Origin of the sequence: Nonomuraea sp. SBT364, assembly GCF_001083785.1 — a bacterium.
Taxonomy (GTDB): Bacteria; Actinomycetota; Actinomycetes; order Streptosporangiales; family Streptosporangiaceae; genus Nonomuraea.
The window spans coordinates 48687-63951 of sequence record NZ_LAVL01000001.1 but is presented as its reverse complement, the minus strand read 5'-3'; the positions used below and the strand labels follow the sequence as shown (position 1 = coordinate 63951).

At 71.0% G+C, this 15265-nt stretch carries 19 protein-coding genes; 14 read left to right on the top strand and 5 right to left on the bottom strand.

The genetic code is table 11. The annotated features are described in order from the left end of the window. The first annotated feature begins 30 nt into the window (after positions 1–30). Entirely contained in the window at positions 31–963 is a 933-nt protein-coding gene (locus ADY59_RS00345; protein ID WP_049556271.1) for an AraC family transcriptional regulator, read from the top strand. An 89-nt stretch (positions 964–1052) separates the two neighbouring features. On the opposite strand, the gene ADY59_RS00340 is transcribed toward ADY59_RS00345, so the two are convergent. Then, a complete protein-coding gene (locus ADY59_RS00340) occupies positions 1053–2240 on the bottom strand; it encodes a hypothetical protein (RefSeq protein ID WP_156325199.1) in 1188 nt (395 codons plus the stop codon). A 128-nt stretch (positions 2241–2368) separates the two neighbouring features. Here ADY59_RS00340 and ADY59_RS00335 point away from each other — a divergent pair, with 128 nt between their 5' ends. From ADY59_RS00335 to ADY59_RS50955, 3 genes are all read left to right on the top strand, one after another. Then, positions 2369–2938, top strand: coding sequence for a TetR/AcrR family transcriptional regulator (locus ADY59_RS00335; RefSeq protein ID WP_049556266.1), 570 nt, complete (start codon positions 2369–2371; stop codon positions 2936–2938). Position 2939: 1 nt separating this feature from the next. Beyond that, positions 2940–3347: a tautomerase family protein gene (locus ADY59_RS00330; protein WP_049556264.1), complete on the top strand. Its 408-nt coding sequence runs from the start codon at positions 2940–2942 to the stop codon at positions 3345–3347. Positions 3348–3483: 136 nt separating this feature from the next. Further along, positions 3484–3717, top strand: coding sequence for a hypothetical protein (locus ADY59_RS50955; protein WP_063780510.1), 234 nt, complete (start codon positions 3484–3486; stop codon positions 3715–3717). Here ADY59_RS50955 and ADY59_RS00320 read toward each other — a convergent pair. Next, positions 3698–4555, bottom strand: a complete 858-nt coding sequence (locus ADY59_RS00320; protein ID WP_231618465.1) for a MarR family winged helix-turn-helix transcriptional regulator — start codon at positions 4553–4555, stop codon at positions 3698–3700. The two genes, ADY59_RS50955 and ADY59_RS00320, sit on opposite strands and share 20 nt — an antisense overlap. Positions 4556–4691: 136 nt before the next feature. Here ADY59_RS00320 and ADY59_RS00315 point away from each other — a divergent pair, with 136 nt between their 5' ends. Further along, complete coding sequence (locus ADY59_RS00315; RefSeq protein ID WP_049556257.1) at positions 4692–5582, top strand: haloalkane dehalogenase; 891 nt, start codon at positions 4692–4694, stop codon at positions 5580–5582. A 30-nt stretch (positions 5583–5612) separates the two neighbouring features. Here the strand turns inward: ADY59_RS00315 and ADY59_RS00310 are convergent, their stop codons facing one another. Next, positions 5613–6884: a hypothetical protein gene (locus ADY59_RS00310; RefSeq protein WP_231618463.1), complete on the bottom strand. Its 1272-nt coding sequence runs from the start codon at positions 6882–6884 to the stop codon at positions 5613–5615. Positions 6885–6991: 107 nt separating this feature from the next. Here ADY59_RS00310 and ADY59_RS00305 point away from each other — a divergent pair, with 107 nt between their 5' ends. After that, positions 6992–7714 carry a TetR/AcrR family transcriptional regulator gene (locus ADY59_RS00305; RefSeq protein WP_049556253.1) on the top strand — a complete coding sequence of 241 codons (723 nt, stop codon included), beginning with the start codon at positions 6992–6994 and terminating at the stop codon, positions 7712–7714. 1 nt (position 7715) lies between these two features. On the opposite strand, the gene ADY59_RS00300 is transcribed toward ADY59_RS00305, so the two are convergent. Further along, the gene (locus ADY59_RS00300; protein ID WP_049556251.1) at positions 7716–8597 is read right to left on the bottom strand and encodes an NmrA/HSCARG family protein; all 882 of its coding nucleotides are present in this window, start codon (positions 8595–8597) and stop codon (positions 7716–7718) included. 181 nt (positions 8598–8778) lie between these two features. Between ADY59_RS00300 and ADY59_RS00295 the strand changes: the two genes are divergently transcribed. The 5 genes from ADY59_RS00295 to ADY59_RS00275 all read left to right on the top strand — a co-directional run bounded on the left by ADY59_RS00295 (position 8779) and on the right by ADY59_RS00275 (position 11947). Beyond that, the gene (locus tag ADY59_RS00295) at positions 8779–9285 is read left to right on the top strand and encodes a pyridoxamine 5'-phosphate oxidase family protein (RefSeq protein ID WP_231618462.1); all 507 of its coding nucleotides are present in this window, start codon (positions 8779–8781) and stop codon (positions 9283–9285) included. A gap of 241 nt (positions 9286–9526) precedes the next feature. Beyond that, positions 9527–10078: an RNA polymerase sigma factor gene (locus tag ADY59_RS00290; RefSeq protein WP_049556247.1), complete on the top strand. Its 552-nt coding sequence runs from the start codon at positions 9527–9529 to the stop codon at positions 10076–10078. Next, positions 10075–10887 (top strand): hypothetical protein, encoded by an 813-nt coding sequence (locus tag ADY59_RS49455; RefSeq protein ID WP_049556245.1) that lies wholly within the window; start codon positions 10075–10077, stop codon positions 10885–10887. Before ADY59_RS00290 ends, ADY59_RS49455 begins: the two co-directional genes overlap by 4 nt. A 56-nt stretch (positions 10888–10943) precedes the next feature. Continuing rightward, entirely contained in the window at positions 10944–11468 is a 525-nt protein-coding gene (locus tag ADY59_RS00280; protein WP_049556244.1) for an RNA polymerase sigma factor, read from the top strand. Continuing rightward, positions 11465–11947 (top strand): hypothetical protein, encoded by a 483-nt coding sequence (locus ADY59_RS00275; RefSeq protein WP_049556242.1) that lies wholly within the window; start codon positions 11465–11467, stop codon positions 11945–11947. Before ADY59_RS00280 ends, ADY59_RS00275 begins: the two co-directional genes overlap by 4 nt. Positions 11948–12144: 197 nt before the next feature. On the opposite strand, the gene ADY59_RS00270 is transcribed toward ADY59_RS00275, so the two are convergent. After that, positions 12145–12624 carry a MarR family winged helix-turn-helix transcriptional regulator gene (locus ADY59_RS00270; RefSeq protein ID WP_049556241.1) on the bottom strand — a complete coding sequence of 160 codons (480 nt, stop codon included), beginning with the start codon at positions 12622–12624 and terminating at the stop codon, positions 12145–12147. A gap of 136 nt (positions 12625–12760) precedes the next feature. Here ADY59_RS00270 and ADY59_RS00265 point away from each other — a divergent pair, with 136 nt between their 5' ends. The 3 genes from ADY59_RS00265 to ADY59_RS00255 all read left to right on the top strand — a co-directional run bounded on the left by ADY59_RS00265 (position 12761) and on the right by ADY59_RS00255 (position 15258). Beyond that, positions 12761–14122, top strand: a complete 1362-nt coding sequence (locus ADY59_RS00265; RefSeq protein WP_156325198.1) for an MFS transporter — start codon at positions 12761–12763, stop codon at positions 14120–14122. Positions 14123–14136: 14 nt separating this feature from the next. After that, on the top strand, positions 14137–14784 hold the full coding sequence (locus tag ADY59_RS00260; RefSeq protein ID WP_049556239.1) for a nitroreductase family protein: 648 nt from the start codon (positions 14137–14139) through the stop codon (positions 14782–14784). Between the two features lie 102 nt (positions 14785–14886). Beyond that, positions 14887–15258: a hypothetical protein gene (locus ADY59_RS00255; protein WP_049556237.1), complete on the top strand. Its 372-nt coding sequence runs from the start codon at positions 14887–14889 to the stop codon at positions 15256–15258. Positions 15259–15265: the final 7 nt, after the last annotated feature.

The window sequence follows — 15265 nt, the reverse complement described above, 5'->3', positions numbered from 1 at the left end:
TTGGCATTTCTGTTCGTCTACTCTGGTGGCGTGGACCCGCTCGCCGATCTCCTCGACGGTGTCCGTGCCCGCAGCGCGGCGTTCTGCCAGGCCGTCCTCGAACCACCGTGGTCGCTCCGGATCGCCGACGAGTCCACGCTCGCCCTGGCCACCGCCATGCGCGGGCACGCCTGGATCGTGCCCGACGTGGGAGAGCCGGTGCTGATGCGCACCGGTGACGTGACCATCATCAAAGGGCCGGAGCCGTACACGATCGGCGACGACCCGGCGACCCCGCCGGAGATCATCGTCAGGCCGGGCAACCGCCTGACCACGATGGACGGCCTCGACGTCACCGACCAGCTACGGCTCGGGCCGCGTACGAGCGGATACAGTTCCAGCGGGTCGGCGATCGTGGCCAGCGGCACGTACAACGTCGTCGGGGAGGTGAGCGAGCGGCTCCTGAACGCGCTGCCGGAGATCGTGCTCGTGCCCCGGTCGAGCGTACGGTCCCCGATCATGGAACTGCTGGCGCAGGAGGTCGACGGCGAAGGGCCCGGACAGCAGGTCGTCCTCGACAGGCTTCTGGACCTGGCGCTGATCGCGACGCTGCGCGCCTGGTTCTCGCGCCCCGACGCCCACGCGCCCGGCTGGTACCGGGCGCAGAGCGATCCGCTGATCGGCCCGGCGCTGGGGCTGATCCACGGCGACCCGGCCCACCCCTGGACGGTGGCTCTGCTGGCGAGCAGGGTGGGCGCCTCACGGGCGGCGTTCGCCCGCCGGTTCGCCACGCTCGTGGGGGAGCCGCCCATGACCTACCTCACCGGCTGGCGCATGGCGCTCGCCGCCGATCTGCTGCGCTCCTCCGACGCCACGATCGACGTGGTCGCCCAGCGCGTCGGCTACGCCAATCCCTTCTCGCTGAGCGTGGCCTTCAAGCGCGCCCACGGAGTGTCGCCGAGCCGTCATCGCTCGGGCGTGTGAACCCGCGCTCAGGTCACGATCGTCACCGGCAGCGGGTTCCGACGAGCCGGCCGTCCCGCGCGGGGCCACGACGAGGAGCAAGGGACGCCTCACGCGCGGGCGGACAAGCCGGACACGAAGATCGGGGCAAGCCGGATCAAGGACTTGCGGAGGGCGGCTTCGTCGAGGCTCGGCTCCCGGAAGCCCAGGGCGTCGCGGCTGCCGCCGCCGATGTTCTCGCCCCAGTAGTCGAACTCGAGGAGGTGGTCTCCGGTCAGGACATGAGCTTGGTCGCCGACGACGAACGCCCGGTCCCCGATGCCGGTGAGGCGCCGGAAAGACGCGTGGTGGTCGTACTTCTCGGACCTGTCGCCGAACCAGGTCTCATGGTTCTGACGGCCGGACTCTCCGAGGTCGATGACGTGGACGCGTAGGTCGCCGCAGCGGGGGACGAAGACCTCCGGGGTGATCTTTCCGCCGCCGCAGTAGCCGCCTCCCGGTACCTCGGGCGCCCGCCGGTCCTCGTCCCGGATCGTCCAGGTGCAGAGGGTTTCGTCAGCGTCGCCGCTGCTGCTCATCTCCGTGACGGACGGGTAGAAGGCCGAGGCCACGTCCGCGATCGAGAGGGCGCCGCACACCCCGCTGTCGACGGGGGCGACGGTGCCGGGGTCCCTGGCCATTTCCGCGCTGAAGACCCGTGCGACCTGGTCCGCGCCGCGGCGGAGTTCGGCTTCGGCGGGCAGTTCGCCGTCCTCCTCCGTGCCGCGATATTCGATCTTGACCAGCCAGGGCCCCTGCCGGAGGATGATCTGGACCTTGCGGGAGCCGGGCCGCTTGGGCTTGCGGGCCTTGGTCGACGTCTGGCTGAACGCCGCGTCGCCGTGATCGGCCGCCACGGGAAGGGCGTAGGAGCGGAGGTCGTCGTCCGGTCTTTCGGACAGTTCCACGGCGAACGCTCTGAGCTCGGCGAACTCCTGCTTCGCGTGGTCGGTCGCGGTCCGGGTGGCACTTCCGTAGGCCTCGACCCATACCTTCAGTGAACGTGGGGCGCCGTCGTACCACTGGCACCTCCCCTCCGCGGCGGTGGCGGTGGCGACATTGTTGCCCCACGTCGCCCCGTGGCCGAGCTTGGCGCCGAGGGCCAGGGACACCCGGAGCGGCTCGGGCAGGGCCGCGCAGATCTGGGGCCCGGTGACGGACCGTAACCGCTCGGGCGCGGGCGTCGGGCTGACCGCCGGAGGAGTGACGGTGCAGGCGGCCAGCGTGGCCATGAGGAGGAGGATGAGGGGGATTCGCATCACGGCTACTTGCGTACGTTCTTCAACCGGCATGTGGGTGGTCCTGACTCTACGGTTAGCTGAACGCCCGTTCTGTCAGGCGAACATCCGACAGATCTTCTGTACCTACTAGTATGTAAACTGACGGCATGGACACGAGGGAGCGGCTCATCGAGAGCGCCCGCGAGCTGCTGTGGGAGCGCGGCTACGTGGGCACCAGCCCGAAGGCCATCCAGGAGCGGTCCGGAGCGGGCCAGGGCAGCATGTACCACCACTTCCGCGGCAAGCCCGACCTCGCGCTCGCCGCGATCGGCCGTAGCGCCGGGGAGTTGCGGGACCGGGCGGAGGCCGCGTTCACCGCTCCCGGCACCGCTACGGAACGAATCGCCGCCTACCTGCGGCGGGAGCGGGAGGCGCTGAAGGGCTGCCCGGTCGGCCGCCTCACCCAGGATCCGGACGTGATGGCGGACCCTCGGCTGCGCGCGCCGATCGAGGAGACGTTCGCCTGGCTCACCGGCCGGATGGCCGGCCTGCTGGCGGAAGACCGCGCGCACGCCGGGCTGGATCCCGTCGCCACGGCCACCGCGCTGGTCGCGATGCTGCAGGGCGCCTACGTGCTGGCCCGCGCCGCCGGCTCGGCCGAGGTGTACGCCCGCGCCGTCGACGGCGCCCTCGGCCTGCTCGCCGCCCGTTCGTCCCACCCCGAGGAGAACCACTGACATGCCCTTCATCCGCATCGACGCGCTGACGGCCGACGGCGACCGGCTCGGCGCGCTCGGCCGCGCCGTCCACGACGCCCTCGTCGAGACGATCGGCATCCCGCCCGACGACCTCTTCCAGGTCCTGACCGGCCACGACGGCAGCGCGAGCACACTGCGCTACGGCGGCTTCCCCGGCATCCGCCGCGACGACGACATCGTGTATGTCGCGATCACGATGCGCTCCGGGCGTACACCCGAGCGGAAGCAGGCGCTCTACCGGCGGATCGCCGAACTGGCCCACGAGTACGCGGGGACGGAGCCGCGCAACGTGTTCATCACCTTGACCGAGAACGAGCCGATCGACTGGTCGTTCGGCGACGGGGTGGCGCAGTACGCCGCTCCCTCCGGCCCACCGGCGCCGCGCTGACATCGAGACCGTCACCACCTACCTGGACGGTTTCCGCAACAACGATCACCAGCAGATCCTGTCCTGCCTGACTGACGACGTCGCCATCGGCGGCCCGCCCGAACTCGTCGACCCTCCCCGCCTGGAGGTCGTGCGCATGGTCGAGCAGGGCGATGTCGTCATGGCGGAGCTCACCGGGACGGTGAGACGAGCCGCGGGCGGCGAGATGCGCATGTCCGTGGCCGAGGTGTTCGTCACGCGCGACAGCAAGATCGCCGAGCGTCGTACCTGGGTCGTCGGCCCGGAACGGACATCAGGGGAGGCGGGAGGGGTGGCCGCGGGCGAGGTCCCGGCCGGCGTGTCGATGCGCCCTACGGCAAGAGCTTGGTGAGAAGGGTGCGAAGTTCTTGGGCGCCGTCCGGGCCGAGGATGTCGTCGAGGTCGAGTTCTATGCTCTCCAGCGCTTCACGCACCGCGGGGATGCGAGAGCGGCCGAGGTCGGTGAGCTGCAGGGCGTAGCGGCGCCGGTCGTCCGGGTCCTGGCCTCGGGAGACGATGCCGGCCTTCACCAGTTCCTCGATGAGTGATGCGGTGGCCGGTTCGGTCAGGTGCAGGTATCGGGCCAGTTGCTCTTGCGGGCAGGGGGCGAGCCGGTCCAGGGCGGGCAGCAAGGCGAAGTGGCGGGTGCGCAGGCCGTACGCCGCGAGCCGATGATCCCCGAGACGGCGCAACCGGTAGTGGGCCTGGGCGATCAGGTGCTCGATGCTGTGGATGGCGGATGGCCCGTCGTCGGCGACGAGCTTGGTCAGCAGCGCGGTGAGGCGCAGTCGTTCGGGCTCGGTGAGCGCGCCGGTGAGCCGGGCGTCGCGGTCGGCGACGGCGTGGCGCATGCCGTCCAGTGCGTTGCGGCCCGCTTCGGTCAGCGAGAGCACATGGGTGCGGCGGTTGGCCGGATTGCGGGTGCGGACGACATGGCCCGCCTCCTGGAGGCGATCGAGCAGCCTGACCATGATCGTGCGGTTGATGCCGAGCCGATGGGCGAGGTCCTGCTGGGAGGGGGCGTCCTCGTCGGCGAGGATGTCGAGCACCACGAACTCGCGCGACTGTGGCCCGTCCTGCACGGCCTGAGCGGTGACGGTGGTGAACACGCGGCGCATCAGGTGGCCGGTGGTCGCGTGCAGCGGCCCGGATTCGTCGTCGACGACGGCGTCTCTTGCCTGGTCGGACACAAGCCTCACCTCCGGGCGTGATGCTAGCAGGCGAATCGTTCTGCAGATGATGGTTGTGAAGAAATTAGTTGGGACGTTGACAGTTGGAGAGTGTCGATTTAGAGTCCAGGCGCCGACTCGTCGAAGGGTTACGATCATGCACACTGTCGCCGTCATGGATTCCCATCTCGCCTACACAGAGACCGGGCAGGGGGAGTCAACCGTGGTGTTCCTGCACGGCAGCCCCACCTCGTCCCACATCTGGCGCAACGTCATCCCGCATGTCGCCGATCGCGCCAGGATCCTGGCCCCGGACCTGATCGGGATGGGCGCCTCCGGAAAGCCCGACATCGGTTACCGCTTCGCCGACCATGCCCGCTACCTGGACGCGTGGTTCGAAGCGATGGGGCTGGAGGAGGCCGTCCTGGTCGGCCACGACTGGGGCGGCGCGCTGGCCCTGGACCGTGCCGCTCGCCACCCCGGCCAAGTGCGCGGCGTCGCCCTCCTGGAGACGTTCCTGCGGCCGCAGACGTGGGCGGAGCTGCCGCGGGACGTGGCCGAGCATTCCCGGGCGTTGCGCACCCCTGGGCTCGGCGAGCGGCTGCTGCTGGAGGAGAACGCCGCCATCGAGTACGCCCTGCCCCACCCCTTCGCCGTCAAGACGGGCCTCAGCCCGGAGGACCACGACGTCTACCGCGCGCCCTACACCGACCCGGCGTCGCGCCGCCCCCTCCTGCAGTGGCCGCGCGAGATTCCCTACGACCGCGAACCGGCCGATGTGGCCGAGCGCATGGACGCCTACGGCGAATGGCTCGCCACCAGCCCCCAGGTACCGAAACTGCTCCTCACGGTCGAGGACGGCGTCGGTATCGCCTCGCCGGAGATCGTGGACTGGGCCCGCCGGAACATCGCCGCCCTCGAAGTCGAAGGGATCGGACCTGCCGGCCACCAGGCCCCCGAGGACCAGCCGCACGCCATCGGCCGAGCCGTCGCCGGCTGGCTGAACCGCCACCACCTCCTCTCGCAGACGTCGCCCTCCCGGACGTGACCCTCACCCCGCATCCGACGCCGCCGATCGTCACCGTGGTGGATCGACGGGGTGCTGGAAGTGGTTCAGCAGCGTGAAGTGATCTCGGGCGTCCTGCGGGATCGGGCCGAGCTCCACAGGGTCCGAAGGCGACTCCAGGCTGACGCGGTAGAGCTTGGCGGCGTCGGTGCCGTCGTTCGCGCTGGAGGCGATGATCAGCGAGCGGCGGTCCCGGGAGAGGGCCGTCGAGATGATCGACGACTCGGTCGCCGGGGCGATCTCGGCCTTCACCTTCACCTCGGTGTGCTGCGCGTACTCGATGTCGTCCCGGGCGAGCCCGGGGTCGACCTCCGCGACGTAGAAGTCGTTGCCCCCGCCCGCGCAGAGCAGGTCCGTGGTGCCGAGCCAGGCCGTGGGGCGGCACCCGCGTAGCCGGCCGTCGTCGCGTACGGCGATCTCCATGCCGAACGGCTTGCGCATCGGCTCATCGCCGTGTCCCTCGATCGTGGCGTCCACGAGGTCGAGCTCGGCGCCCTGCACCGACGTCAGTCCCTTGACCACGGTCGTGGAGTCGGCCGCGAACTTCCCGGATGGGTGGACGGTGCCGGGGCACACGACGGCGATCGACCGGACGACGCGGTAGTAGACCTCGTCGCTTCGGTGCTTGATGCAGGCCAGGCTGAGCCGGCGCGGGGCCGGCCTGCCGTCCGGGCCCGCCGAGAAGTACCGCAGCCCGCGCCGGAACCAGAACGAGCCATCGGGCGCGAATCCGGGGCTGTTGTCCGAGAACGTCTGCGTGACGTATCCCGTCCTGCCCGACTTCTCGGTGAGGTCGGTGAACGCCCCGGTGCCCAGGTCGAGCCAGCCGACGTGCGTCGTCTCGCCCTCGGACGTCCCGTTCACCTGGACGGCGACCCGGCGGCCGTCGGGCGACACGGGGCTGACGCCGGGATCGCCCGTCTCGCCGCACGGGCTGCGGACGACCGCCTCCTCCCCGCCCGCCTCGGTGGCGACCTCGGTCAGGAGGGGTTCGAGCGTGGCTTCGGAGAAGCTCGCGGTACGGGTTCGGAAGGCGTCGTCGTACGCCGTGACCCGCCAGTGCCCGTCGGTCCACGAGCAGGCCACCGGTCCTTCGGCGGCAAGGAGGGCGGGCAGGCTCTTCGCCGCCTCGGCCAGGGCCGCCTTCCTGGGATCCGGGGTGACGGGGGTGCTCGGGGCCGGTGGCGGGGACGCGGTGGCGGGACCGAGTGGCGCCGAACAAGCGGTGCCGGCCAGGAGGATCGCGACGGCCGCCGCCGTCCGGCCGCCTCTGGGCGTGCCCATCCAGATCTCCATTCAGTGATGATCCATAAAAGAGTGAATACTATTAACCATGTGCCGCCCATTCACCGCAAGTGGCAGCAGCGGCCGGGAACCGCGAAGATGGGCCTGTGACAGCGTTGACGCGACGGGAGCGACTGCGGGCCGAGCTCGAACGCGACGCCAAGGCCGCCGCGCGGCGGATCGCGGCGGAGGAGGGCGTCGAGGGCCTGACCGTGGCCGCCGTGGCCCGCGCCGTCGGGGTGACGCCTCCCGCCCTCTACCGCTACTTCAACGGCCGGGCCGGGCTCGTGCGCGCCGTCTACGACGACGTCACGGCGGAGTTCATGGACAACGTCGCCCGGGCCCTGCACCGCCAGGACCCCGACGACATCAGCGCCCAGCTGCACGCCGCCACCCGGGCGGTGCTCGACTGGTCACTGGCCAACAAGGTGGAGTTCGACCTGCTCATGGGCGCCGCCTACCCCAAGATCGCCGAATCGGAGGAAGGCATCCCGAAGGTCATCGCGCGCGAGCTGGGGGGCTTCTTCGGGGTGCCCTTCGCGCGGCTGTGGCGCGAAGGGCGGCTGACCATCGACGCCGACGAGGACATCGATCCCGCGCTGGCGGGACAACTACGGACCTATCGGACGCACGTGGGCCTGGACTTCCCGATCGGCGTGGTCCTGCTCATGGTCATCTGCTGGCGGCAGATCTACGGGCTGCTCTGCATGGCCGTGTACGGGCATCACCAGTTCGCCTTCGACGACCCGGTGCCGCTGTTCGAGCACATGATGGACCACCTGCTCGGCATCCTCGGGCTGGAGCGGAGCCCCGGCCTCCGGATGCCCTGATCTAGCTGTCCTGTCCCGTGAGGATCTTGTCCCAGTCCACCGTCTTGGCCCACTCGGCGTAGCTGTGCCACCGTACGGCGGGGTATCTGGCATGCAGGGCCTCGATGTCGAGGAAGTCGGTGTTGTTCTCGAAGTTCTCGAACATCGTGGCCACCTCCTCACCCGCCCACTGGCGTACCAGGTCGAGCGGCATCTGCTGGTAGGGGATCTCCCGGCCGAGCACCTCGCTCAGAATGCGGGCCGCCTCCTGCCCGGTGACGCGATCGGAGGCGAGGTCGATCCGCTCGCCCACGAACTCGCCGGGGTTCTCGACGGCATGTACGGCCATACCGGCGATGTCCAGGACGCTCACCTGGTCGAGCGGCTTGCCGGGTGTCAGCGGGTTGGCGAGCACGCCGTCACCGAGCCGGCTGAAGCCGAGGTTGAGCACGTTCTCCATGAAGTACACCGGGCCGAGCACGGTCGCGCGCACCGGCAGCTCGCGCACCTGGGCCTCGATGAGCTGCTTGCTGTCGGCATGGTCGATGTCGGTGGCCACCTGCCGGTCGCCGCCCCGCACGGAGGAGTACACCAGGTGGACGTCGAGGCGGGCGGCGGTGTCGACGAGCAGGCGTCCCTGCGCGACCTCCGCGTCCTTGCCACCCTCGCCGAACGGCACCGACAGGCCGAAGACCGCGTCGGCGCCGGCGCAGGCCTTCTGGAGCGCGCCGGGATCGGCGAGGTCGCCGACGGCGAGTCGTGCTCCCCGGCCCGACAGGGCCTTCGCGGCCGGCGACTCCGCCGAGCGGACGTACGCCACCACCTCGTGACCGCGTTCCAGGAGCAGGTCCGCGACCGCGCCTCCCTGCTTGCCGGTGGCCCCTACGACGACGACTTTGGTCATGACAACCTCTCCATGGTCGGGATGAGATGTGATCGTGAGCGATTCTGTGACCTCGACCACAGTTGAGGTCAAGCGCCGGGCGGCAGCGGCACGGTAGCCGGCGAAATCCGGGGCATGAGCGCGACCAGGCAACCGCCCCCGATCCCGCGAACCGGGCGGGTCGGGAAAGATCATGGGAGGGATGACTGTGGATCCGAACGAGGTCACCGAGGTGCTGAACCGGCCGCTCAGCCGGGAACTGCTGGCCCGCGACATGACCCGCCTGGCCTACGTCGCCAAGGACGGCACACCGCGCAACGTGCCGATCATCTTCGCCTGGAACGGCTCGGAGATCGTCATGTGCACTCCGAAGAACGCTCCGAAACTCCGGGCGCTGAGCGAGAACCCGATGGTCGCCCTGACGATCGACACCGAGGTGCACCCGCCGAAGATCCTGCTCATCCGGGGCCGGGCCGAGCTGGACTTCGTCGACGGCATCCCGGACGAGTACCTCCAGACCACCACGACCTACGAGATGACGCCCGAGCAGCGCGTCGAGTGGGAGGCGGAGGTGCGTTCGCTCTACCACGACGGCATGGTCCGGATCGTGGTGACCCCGACGTGGGCGAAGCTGATCGACTTCGAGACGACCCTGCCGAGCCCGGTCGAGGAGCTGCTCCGGCAGCGGGAGGAGCGCCGGCGCGGCTGAGCCGCACGCGCGGTGTGCCGGCGGCCGGGGATCTCGCGGGCCTGTACGGCGGCGACACCGACGGCCGCACCCCCGACGATGGCCTCGAGCACGACCAGCTCGTCCAGGCTGCGGGGATCAGGCCAGCCGGGGGCGACGGCTACGACACGGAGATTTCCGGGCCACTGAAATCATCCGCTGTCTGCGGGACACGTGTGGGGCGTAGGACCCACCCGGTCCCGTGGAGAGAGGACGTGAGTTCGTGCGACCACCTGACGACAGGCGTCGCCGTTTCGAGGAGCTGTACCGGGCCAATCATGATCCGGTGCTCGGGTACGTGGTACGGCGGACGGCCAACGGCCATGACGCGGCGGATGTCTTCGCCGAGACCTTCCTGACCGTATGGCGGCGGCTGGACGACGTGCCGGTGGGTGAGAAGGCACGCCCATGGCTGTTCGGGGTCGCGCGGCGGGTGCTCGCGAACCACCATCGCGGCGCACGGCGGCACACGGCGCTGACCGCCCGGCTGGCCTCCGAGCTGAGGGCGATCCAGCGGCCGGGGGAGGAGGCGGCCGGCGCGGACATCCTGACCAGGGCGTTCGCGGAACTGCCCGACGACTACCGGGAGGTGCTGTCGCTGGCCGACTGGGAGGGCCTGTCCGCCGCCGAGATCTCGGTCGTGCTCGGGTGCTCGGTCAACGCCGTACGGATCCGCCTGCACCGGGCCGGGCGCCGCCTGGCCCGCGCCCTTTCGGAAGACCACCCGCCACGACCTGCGGCCCGCGCCCGCGTACAGGAAGGAGACCCCGCATGACCAGGATCACCGTAGGCCGCCTCAATCCCGTCACCGACGACGAGATCGCCAGGCTGGTGAGCACGCAGTCGAGGGACGAACTGGCGGAGCACATCACCGGGACCGTCCCAGAGCCCGAGCCCCGGTCCCGGCGGCGGCGGCGCCTGATCGTCGGCATTCCGCTCGTGGGGGCGGTGACGGCCGCCGCGGTGGTCGCGTTCTCGTCCGGCTGGGCGGGGCCGCAGCCCGCCGAAGCGGCGGCACTCTCCTTCCAGCGCGAGGGCGGCTACCTCGTCGTCCGGGTGCAGGACCCGGAGGCCGATCCCGAGCGTTACCGGGAGGAGTTCCGGCAGCGAGGGCTGAACATCAACCTCAAACTGGCCCCCACCAGCCCGGACAAGGCAGGCCAGGTCCTGTTCATGGAGGACGGCGACGATCCGGCCGGCCGGATCGAAGCCGTCGAGGGCTCGTGCGGGGAGCACGCGTGCTCGGTGGCCGTCAAGGTGCCGGAGAACTACCGTTCCTACGCCAGCATCGTCTTCGGCCGTGCGGCAGAGCAGGGGGAGATGTACGCCACGGGGCCGGGCGACGAGCCGGGCGAGGGCATCGGCCTGCCCGGCATCGACGATTACACCGTGACGGAGGCGGTCGCGATCCTGCGCGCACGTGGCGTGGCCGTCGAGTACCGCTACCAATACCGGGGTTCGGACCAGCCGTACCCGCACGGCATCCCCGCCGACAAGGTCGATCCCGACTGGTACGTCCACGAAGGTCTGGTCGGCTCGGAGAACCAGGCCATCCTGTTCGTGGGCCCGGAGCCCAACGACTGAGAATCGTGAACCCTTCCGGCTTCTCGCCCGACTGTGCTGGGTGACAGGAGGACGAGATGACCGATGAGCTGCTGGTGGTGCGTGCTCAGCTGGGTGAGCGCGCGGCGCTGGCCGAGTTGCTGGCCCGGTGGCGGACGCCGGTGTGGACCTATGTGCGCCGCATGCTGGATGCCGACCGGGCCGACGACGTGACACAGGAGATCTGGCTGTCCGTGGTCCGCGGCCTGCCCAGGCTGAAGGACCCGGGCAGGTTCGCGCCGTGGCTGTTCACGATCGCCCGGCGGTCGGTCACCGATCGGCTGCGGGGCGAGTACGCCCAGGCCGGGGAGAGGTCCGGAGTCGGCGAGGTGGTCGTCGAAGACCCGGCCGAGGCGATGGTGGATCGCGCCGTTCTGGTGAGCGTGCTGTCGGCTCTGCCGGTGCCGGAACGGGAGATCCTCGTCCTGTTCTACCTGGAGGACCTGCCGGTGGAGGTGTGCGCGGACATCTGCCGGGTCCCGGCCGGGACGGTCAAGTCCCGGCTCAACCGCGCCCGTCGGCTGCTGCGTGAGCACCTGGAGGAGAAGGGATACAGACCATGACCGAAGAGCCGCGCCTGACGGCGCAGGACATGATCGAACAGCTGGAGCCGGCGCTGTCGCGGAGAACGCGGATCCGGGCGGTGACGGCGCTGCCGGCCGGCGTGGCCGGGGCGGTGTTCGTGGGCACGTTGTGGTCGTCGGAGCCCGGCCCGCTGCCCGGCCGCACTCATCTGGCGTTCGCGTTGTTCACCGTGTTCTGCCTGGCCTGGGCCGTCTACGGCGGGTGGCTGCTGGCGCGCCGGGTCGCGCTGTTCGCCACCGATCAGGTGATCGCCGCCTGGATCGGCCTGGCCGCCTCGCTGGCCACCACGACGGTCGTCACCGTCGTGGCCGTGCAGCGAGGCACCGGCTGGGGGCTCGCCCTGGCGGCCGGGAGCCTGTTCGTCGCGGTGGCCCTGGTGCTGACGGTGCGCGCTCATGCCCGGCGGGCGGCGCTGCTGCGCCGCATGCGCGAGCTGACCGGCGGGGAGGAGCGGTGAACGCGCTGGAGACCAGCGGGCCGGGCAAGCGCTACCAGTAGCGCTGGGCGTCGCGCTCGGCCGCATCGCGGTGCCCGCCGGGGCCAGGGCCGCGCTGGTCGGGCCACACGGGGCAGGCACGTCCACGCCGCTGAACCTGGTGTCGGGACTGCTGAGGCCCACCACGGTCGTCGTCACGGCGCCGCTCCTCGGTGGAGTCAGCGAGGGCCGCCGACGCCGGCCTGCAGGAGTTTGGCGAGGATCGCGCTCAGCTGGCCGCGCTCGTCGGAGGTGAGGACCTTGAAGGTGTCGTCGAGGAAGGCCGGGATCAGGGCCTGGGCCCGGGCGAGCCGCCGGCGGCCCGAGTCGGTGATGGTGACGGCGTAGGAGCGCCGGTCGCGGGGGTTGCGTTCCCTGCGGACGTGGCCCGCCTGTTCCAGGTCGTCGCAGACGCCGACCATGACGCTGCGGTCGATCCGGAGCTCTTCGCTGAGCGTCTGCTGGGAGCAGGGGCCGACGGCGTCGAGCATCTGGAGCACGAGGTGCTGCCCGACCCCGAGCCCTTCCTCGGTGGCATGCGCGTCGGCGGCGCGGGCCACGGCGGCCGACGCCCGGCACAGCGCGATGTCGAGCCGCTCGGCGGCGAGCCGGGGAAAGTACGCCGTCCCGCGGTCCGTCGTTCTGGTCGTTGTCGCCATCGCTCTCCCTCGTGCGTCCAGCCGACAGCCTATCGCACATCCATCTACGAACAGACTGTTTGACAGCAGATGATTTGCAGGCATACGGTCCAAACCGTCTGTCCACCAATTGTTTGCACGCAGATGGAGAGTGATCGTGACCCGACCCGACGGCCGCCGGCAGGTGGCCCTGGTGGTGTTGTGCGCCGCGGTTTTCCTGGACTCGATGGACCTGTCGCTGATGGGGGTGGCCCTGCCCGCCATCGGGCGCGATCTGGCGCTGCCGGAGAGCACCCTGCAGTGGCTGATGTCCGGCTACGCGGTCGCCTACGGCGGTTTCCTGCTGCTCGGCGGCCGCATCGCCGACCTGTTCGGCCGCCGCCGGGTGTTCCTGCTGTCGCTGGCGGTGTTCGCGGCGGCGAGCCTGGCCGGCGGGCTGCTGTCAGAGGGATGGCCGCTGGTGGCCACCCGGGTGATCAAGGGAGTGGCGGCCGCGCTCACCGCCCCGGCGGCGCTGTCGCTCATCACCACCACCTTCATCGAGGGGCCGCAGCGCAACCGGGCGCTGGGGATCTATTCGCTGGCCGGGGCGACCGGCTACACCGCCGGGCTGATCGCCTCCGGCCTGCTGACCGAGATCAGCTGGCGGCTGGTGTTCTTCCTGCCGGTCCCGATCGCCCTGCTGGTGCTGGCCGCGGCGCCGCTCGTGCTGCCAAGCGGCATTCGGCCGCCCGGGGCGCGCGAGGGGTTCGACGTCGCCGGCGCGGCCGCGGTCACCGGCGGCGTGCTGCTGCTGGTGTTCGCGCTGACCGAGAGGAGCCGGCCGGCCGGTGCCGTGGCCGTGCTGCTGCTGGGGGCCTTCGTCGTCATCGAGCGCCGGCGACGCGCGCCGCTCGTCCCGCTGGAGGTGTTCAGGTCCGGCACCGTGGGCGCTGCCAATCTCGCGGCCCTGGCCTGGGCGGGTGCGACGATCGGCTGGCAGTTCGTCGCGGTGCTGTATCTGCAGCAGGTGCTCGGCTACGGCGCGCTGGCCACCGGGCTCGGGATCGTCCCGATGGGCCTGGCCATCGTCATCGCCGCCAACCTGGCGGGTCATCTGATCAGCCGATGGGGTCTGGGGCGGGTGGCCGCGGCCGGGATGCTGGTCCAGGGCGCGGGCATCCTGTTGTTCCTGCGGGCCGGGGCCACCGGCGACTACGTCACGGTGCTGCTGCCCGCGCTGGTCGTGCATGGCATCGGCAACGGGCTGTCCTTCCCTAGCCTCAACATCGCCGCCGTCGCCGGCCTGCCCGACGAGCGGCAGGGGCTCGCCTCGGGCCTGGTCACCTCCGCCGTCCAGATCGGCGCCGGAATCGGCGTGGCGGTGCTGGCGGCGGCGATGACGCTCGGCGGCTCCGCGCTGGCCGGATACCGGATCGCCTTCCTGACGGCGGGCGGCTTCTCCCTGCTCGGCGCCCTCGTCGCCGCCCTCGGCCTGCGCCCCCACCGCGCCGCACCCGTTCCCGCCCCGACCGCCTGAAGGAGACACGCATCATGACGCTGGACCTCACCCCGGACGAACTGCTGAGCACGACCCGCGCCGTACGCAAACGCCTGGACCTCACCCGTCCGGTGCCGCGCGAGCTGATCGAGGAGTGCGTGGACCTGGCCGTGCAGGCGCCGACCGGGCGCAACCGGCAGCGCTGGCACTTCATGGTCGTGACCGAGGCCGAGCGGCGCCGGGCCGTGGCCGACATCTTCCTGCGCGCCCTGCCCCTGGCCACCGGGCAACCGCTGACCCGGCACGACGTCCGGCGGATGAACCACCATTCCGCCTCCACCGAGCGGGTCTTCGACGGCCTGCGCCACCTGGCAGACAACATCCACCGGGTGCCCGCGTTCGTCATCCCGGGTGTGGAGGGGCGCACCGACCGCGCCCCGGTGGCCGTGCAGGCGGGAGCGTGGGGATCGATCCTCCCGGCCGTGTGGAGTTTCATGCTGGCCGCCCGCGCTCGCGGCCTGGGCACGGTGTGGACCACCGCCCAGGGGCCGCTCGAACACGAGCTGGCCCAGGTGCTCGGCGTGCCGTACGAGGAGGTCATGCTGGCGGCGTTCGTCCCGCTGGCCTTCACCCTCGGCACCGGCTTCAGGCCCGCGCCCCGCATCCCACGCGAGGAGGTCCTGCACTGGGAGCGATGGTGAGCCCCGTGCCGGGCGTTGGGCCACGCGGCGGGCCGGCCGCGCCGCTCCGAGCAGGACGGGGGCTGACGCCCGGATCGGCCTGCGGTCTCATACGCTGCAGACATGGTCCCCGCTCTGCTTCTCGCGTTACTGCTGGCCTTGCTGGCTCTCTTCCAGCTGGGCCTGGTGTTCGGCGCCCCGCTCGGGCGCTTCGCGTGGGGAGGCGAGCATCGCGTGCTGCCTCCCAAGCTCCGGGTGGGGAGCGCCGTCTCGATCGCGATCTACGCGCTCATCGCGCTGATCGTCCTGGATCGCGCGGGACAGGTGGACGTGTTCCCCGGCTCGTTCTCGACGGTGGCGACGTGGGTGGTGTTCGGCTACTTCGTGCTCGGCGTCGGCATGAACGCGATCTCGCGGAGCAAGCCGGAGCGCTACACGATGGCGCCGGTGTCAGCCGTGCTGGCGGTGCTGGCCCTGCTCGTCGGGCTGGGCTGACGGGGAC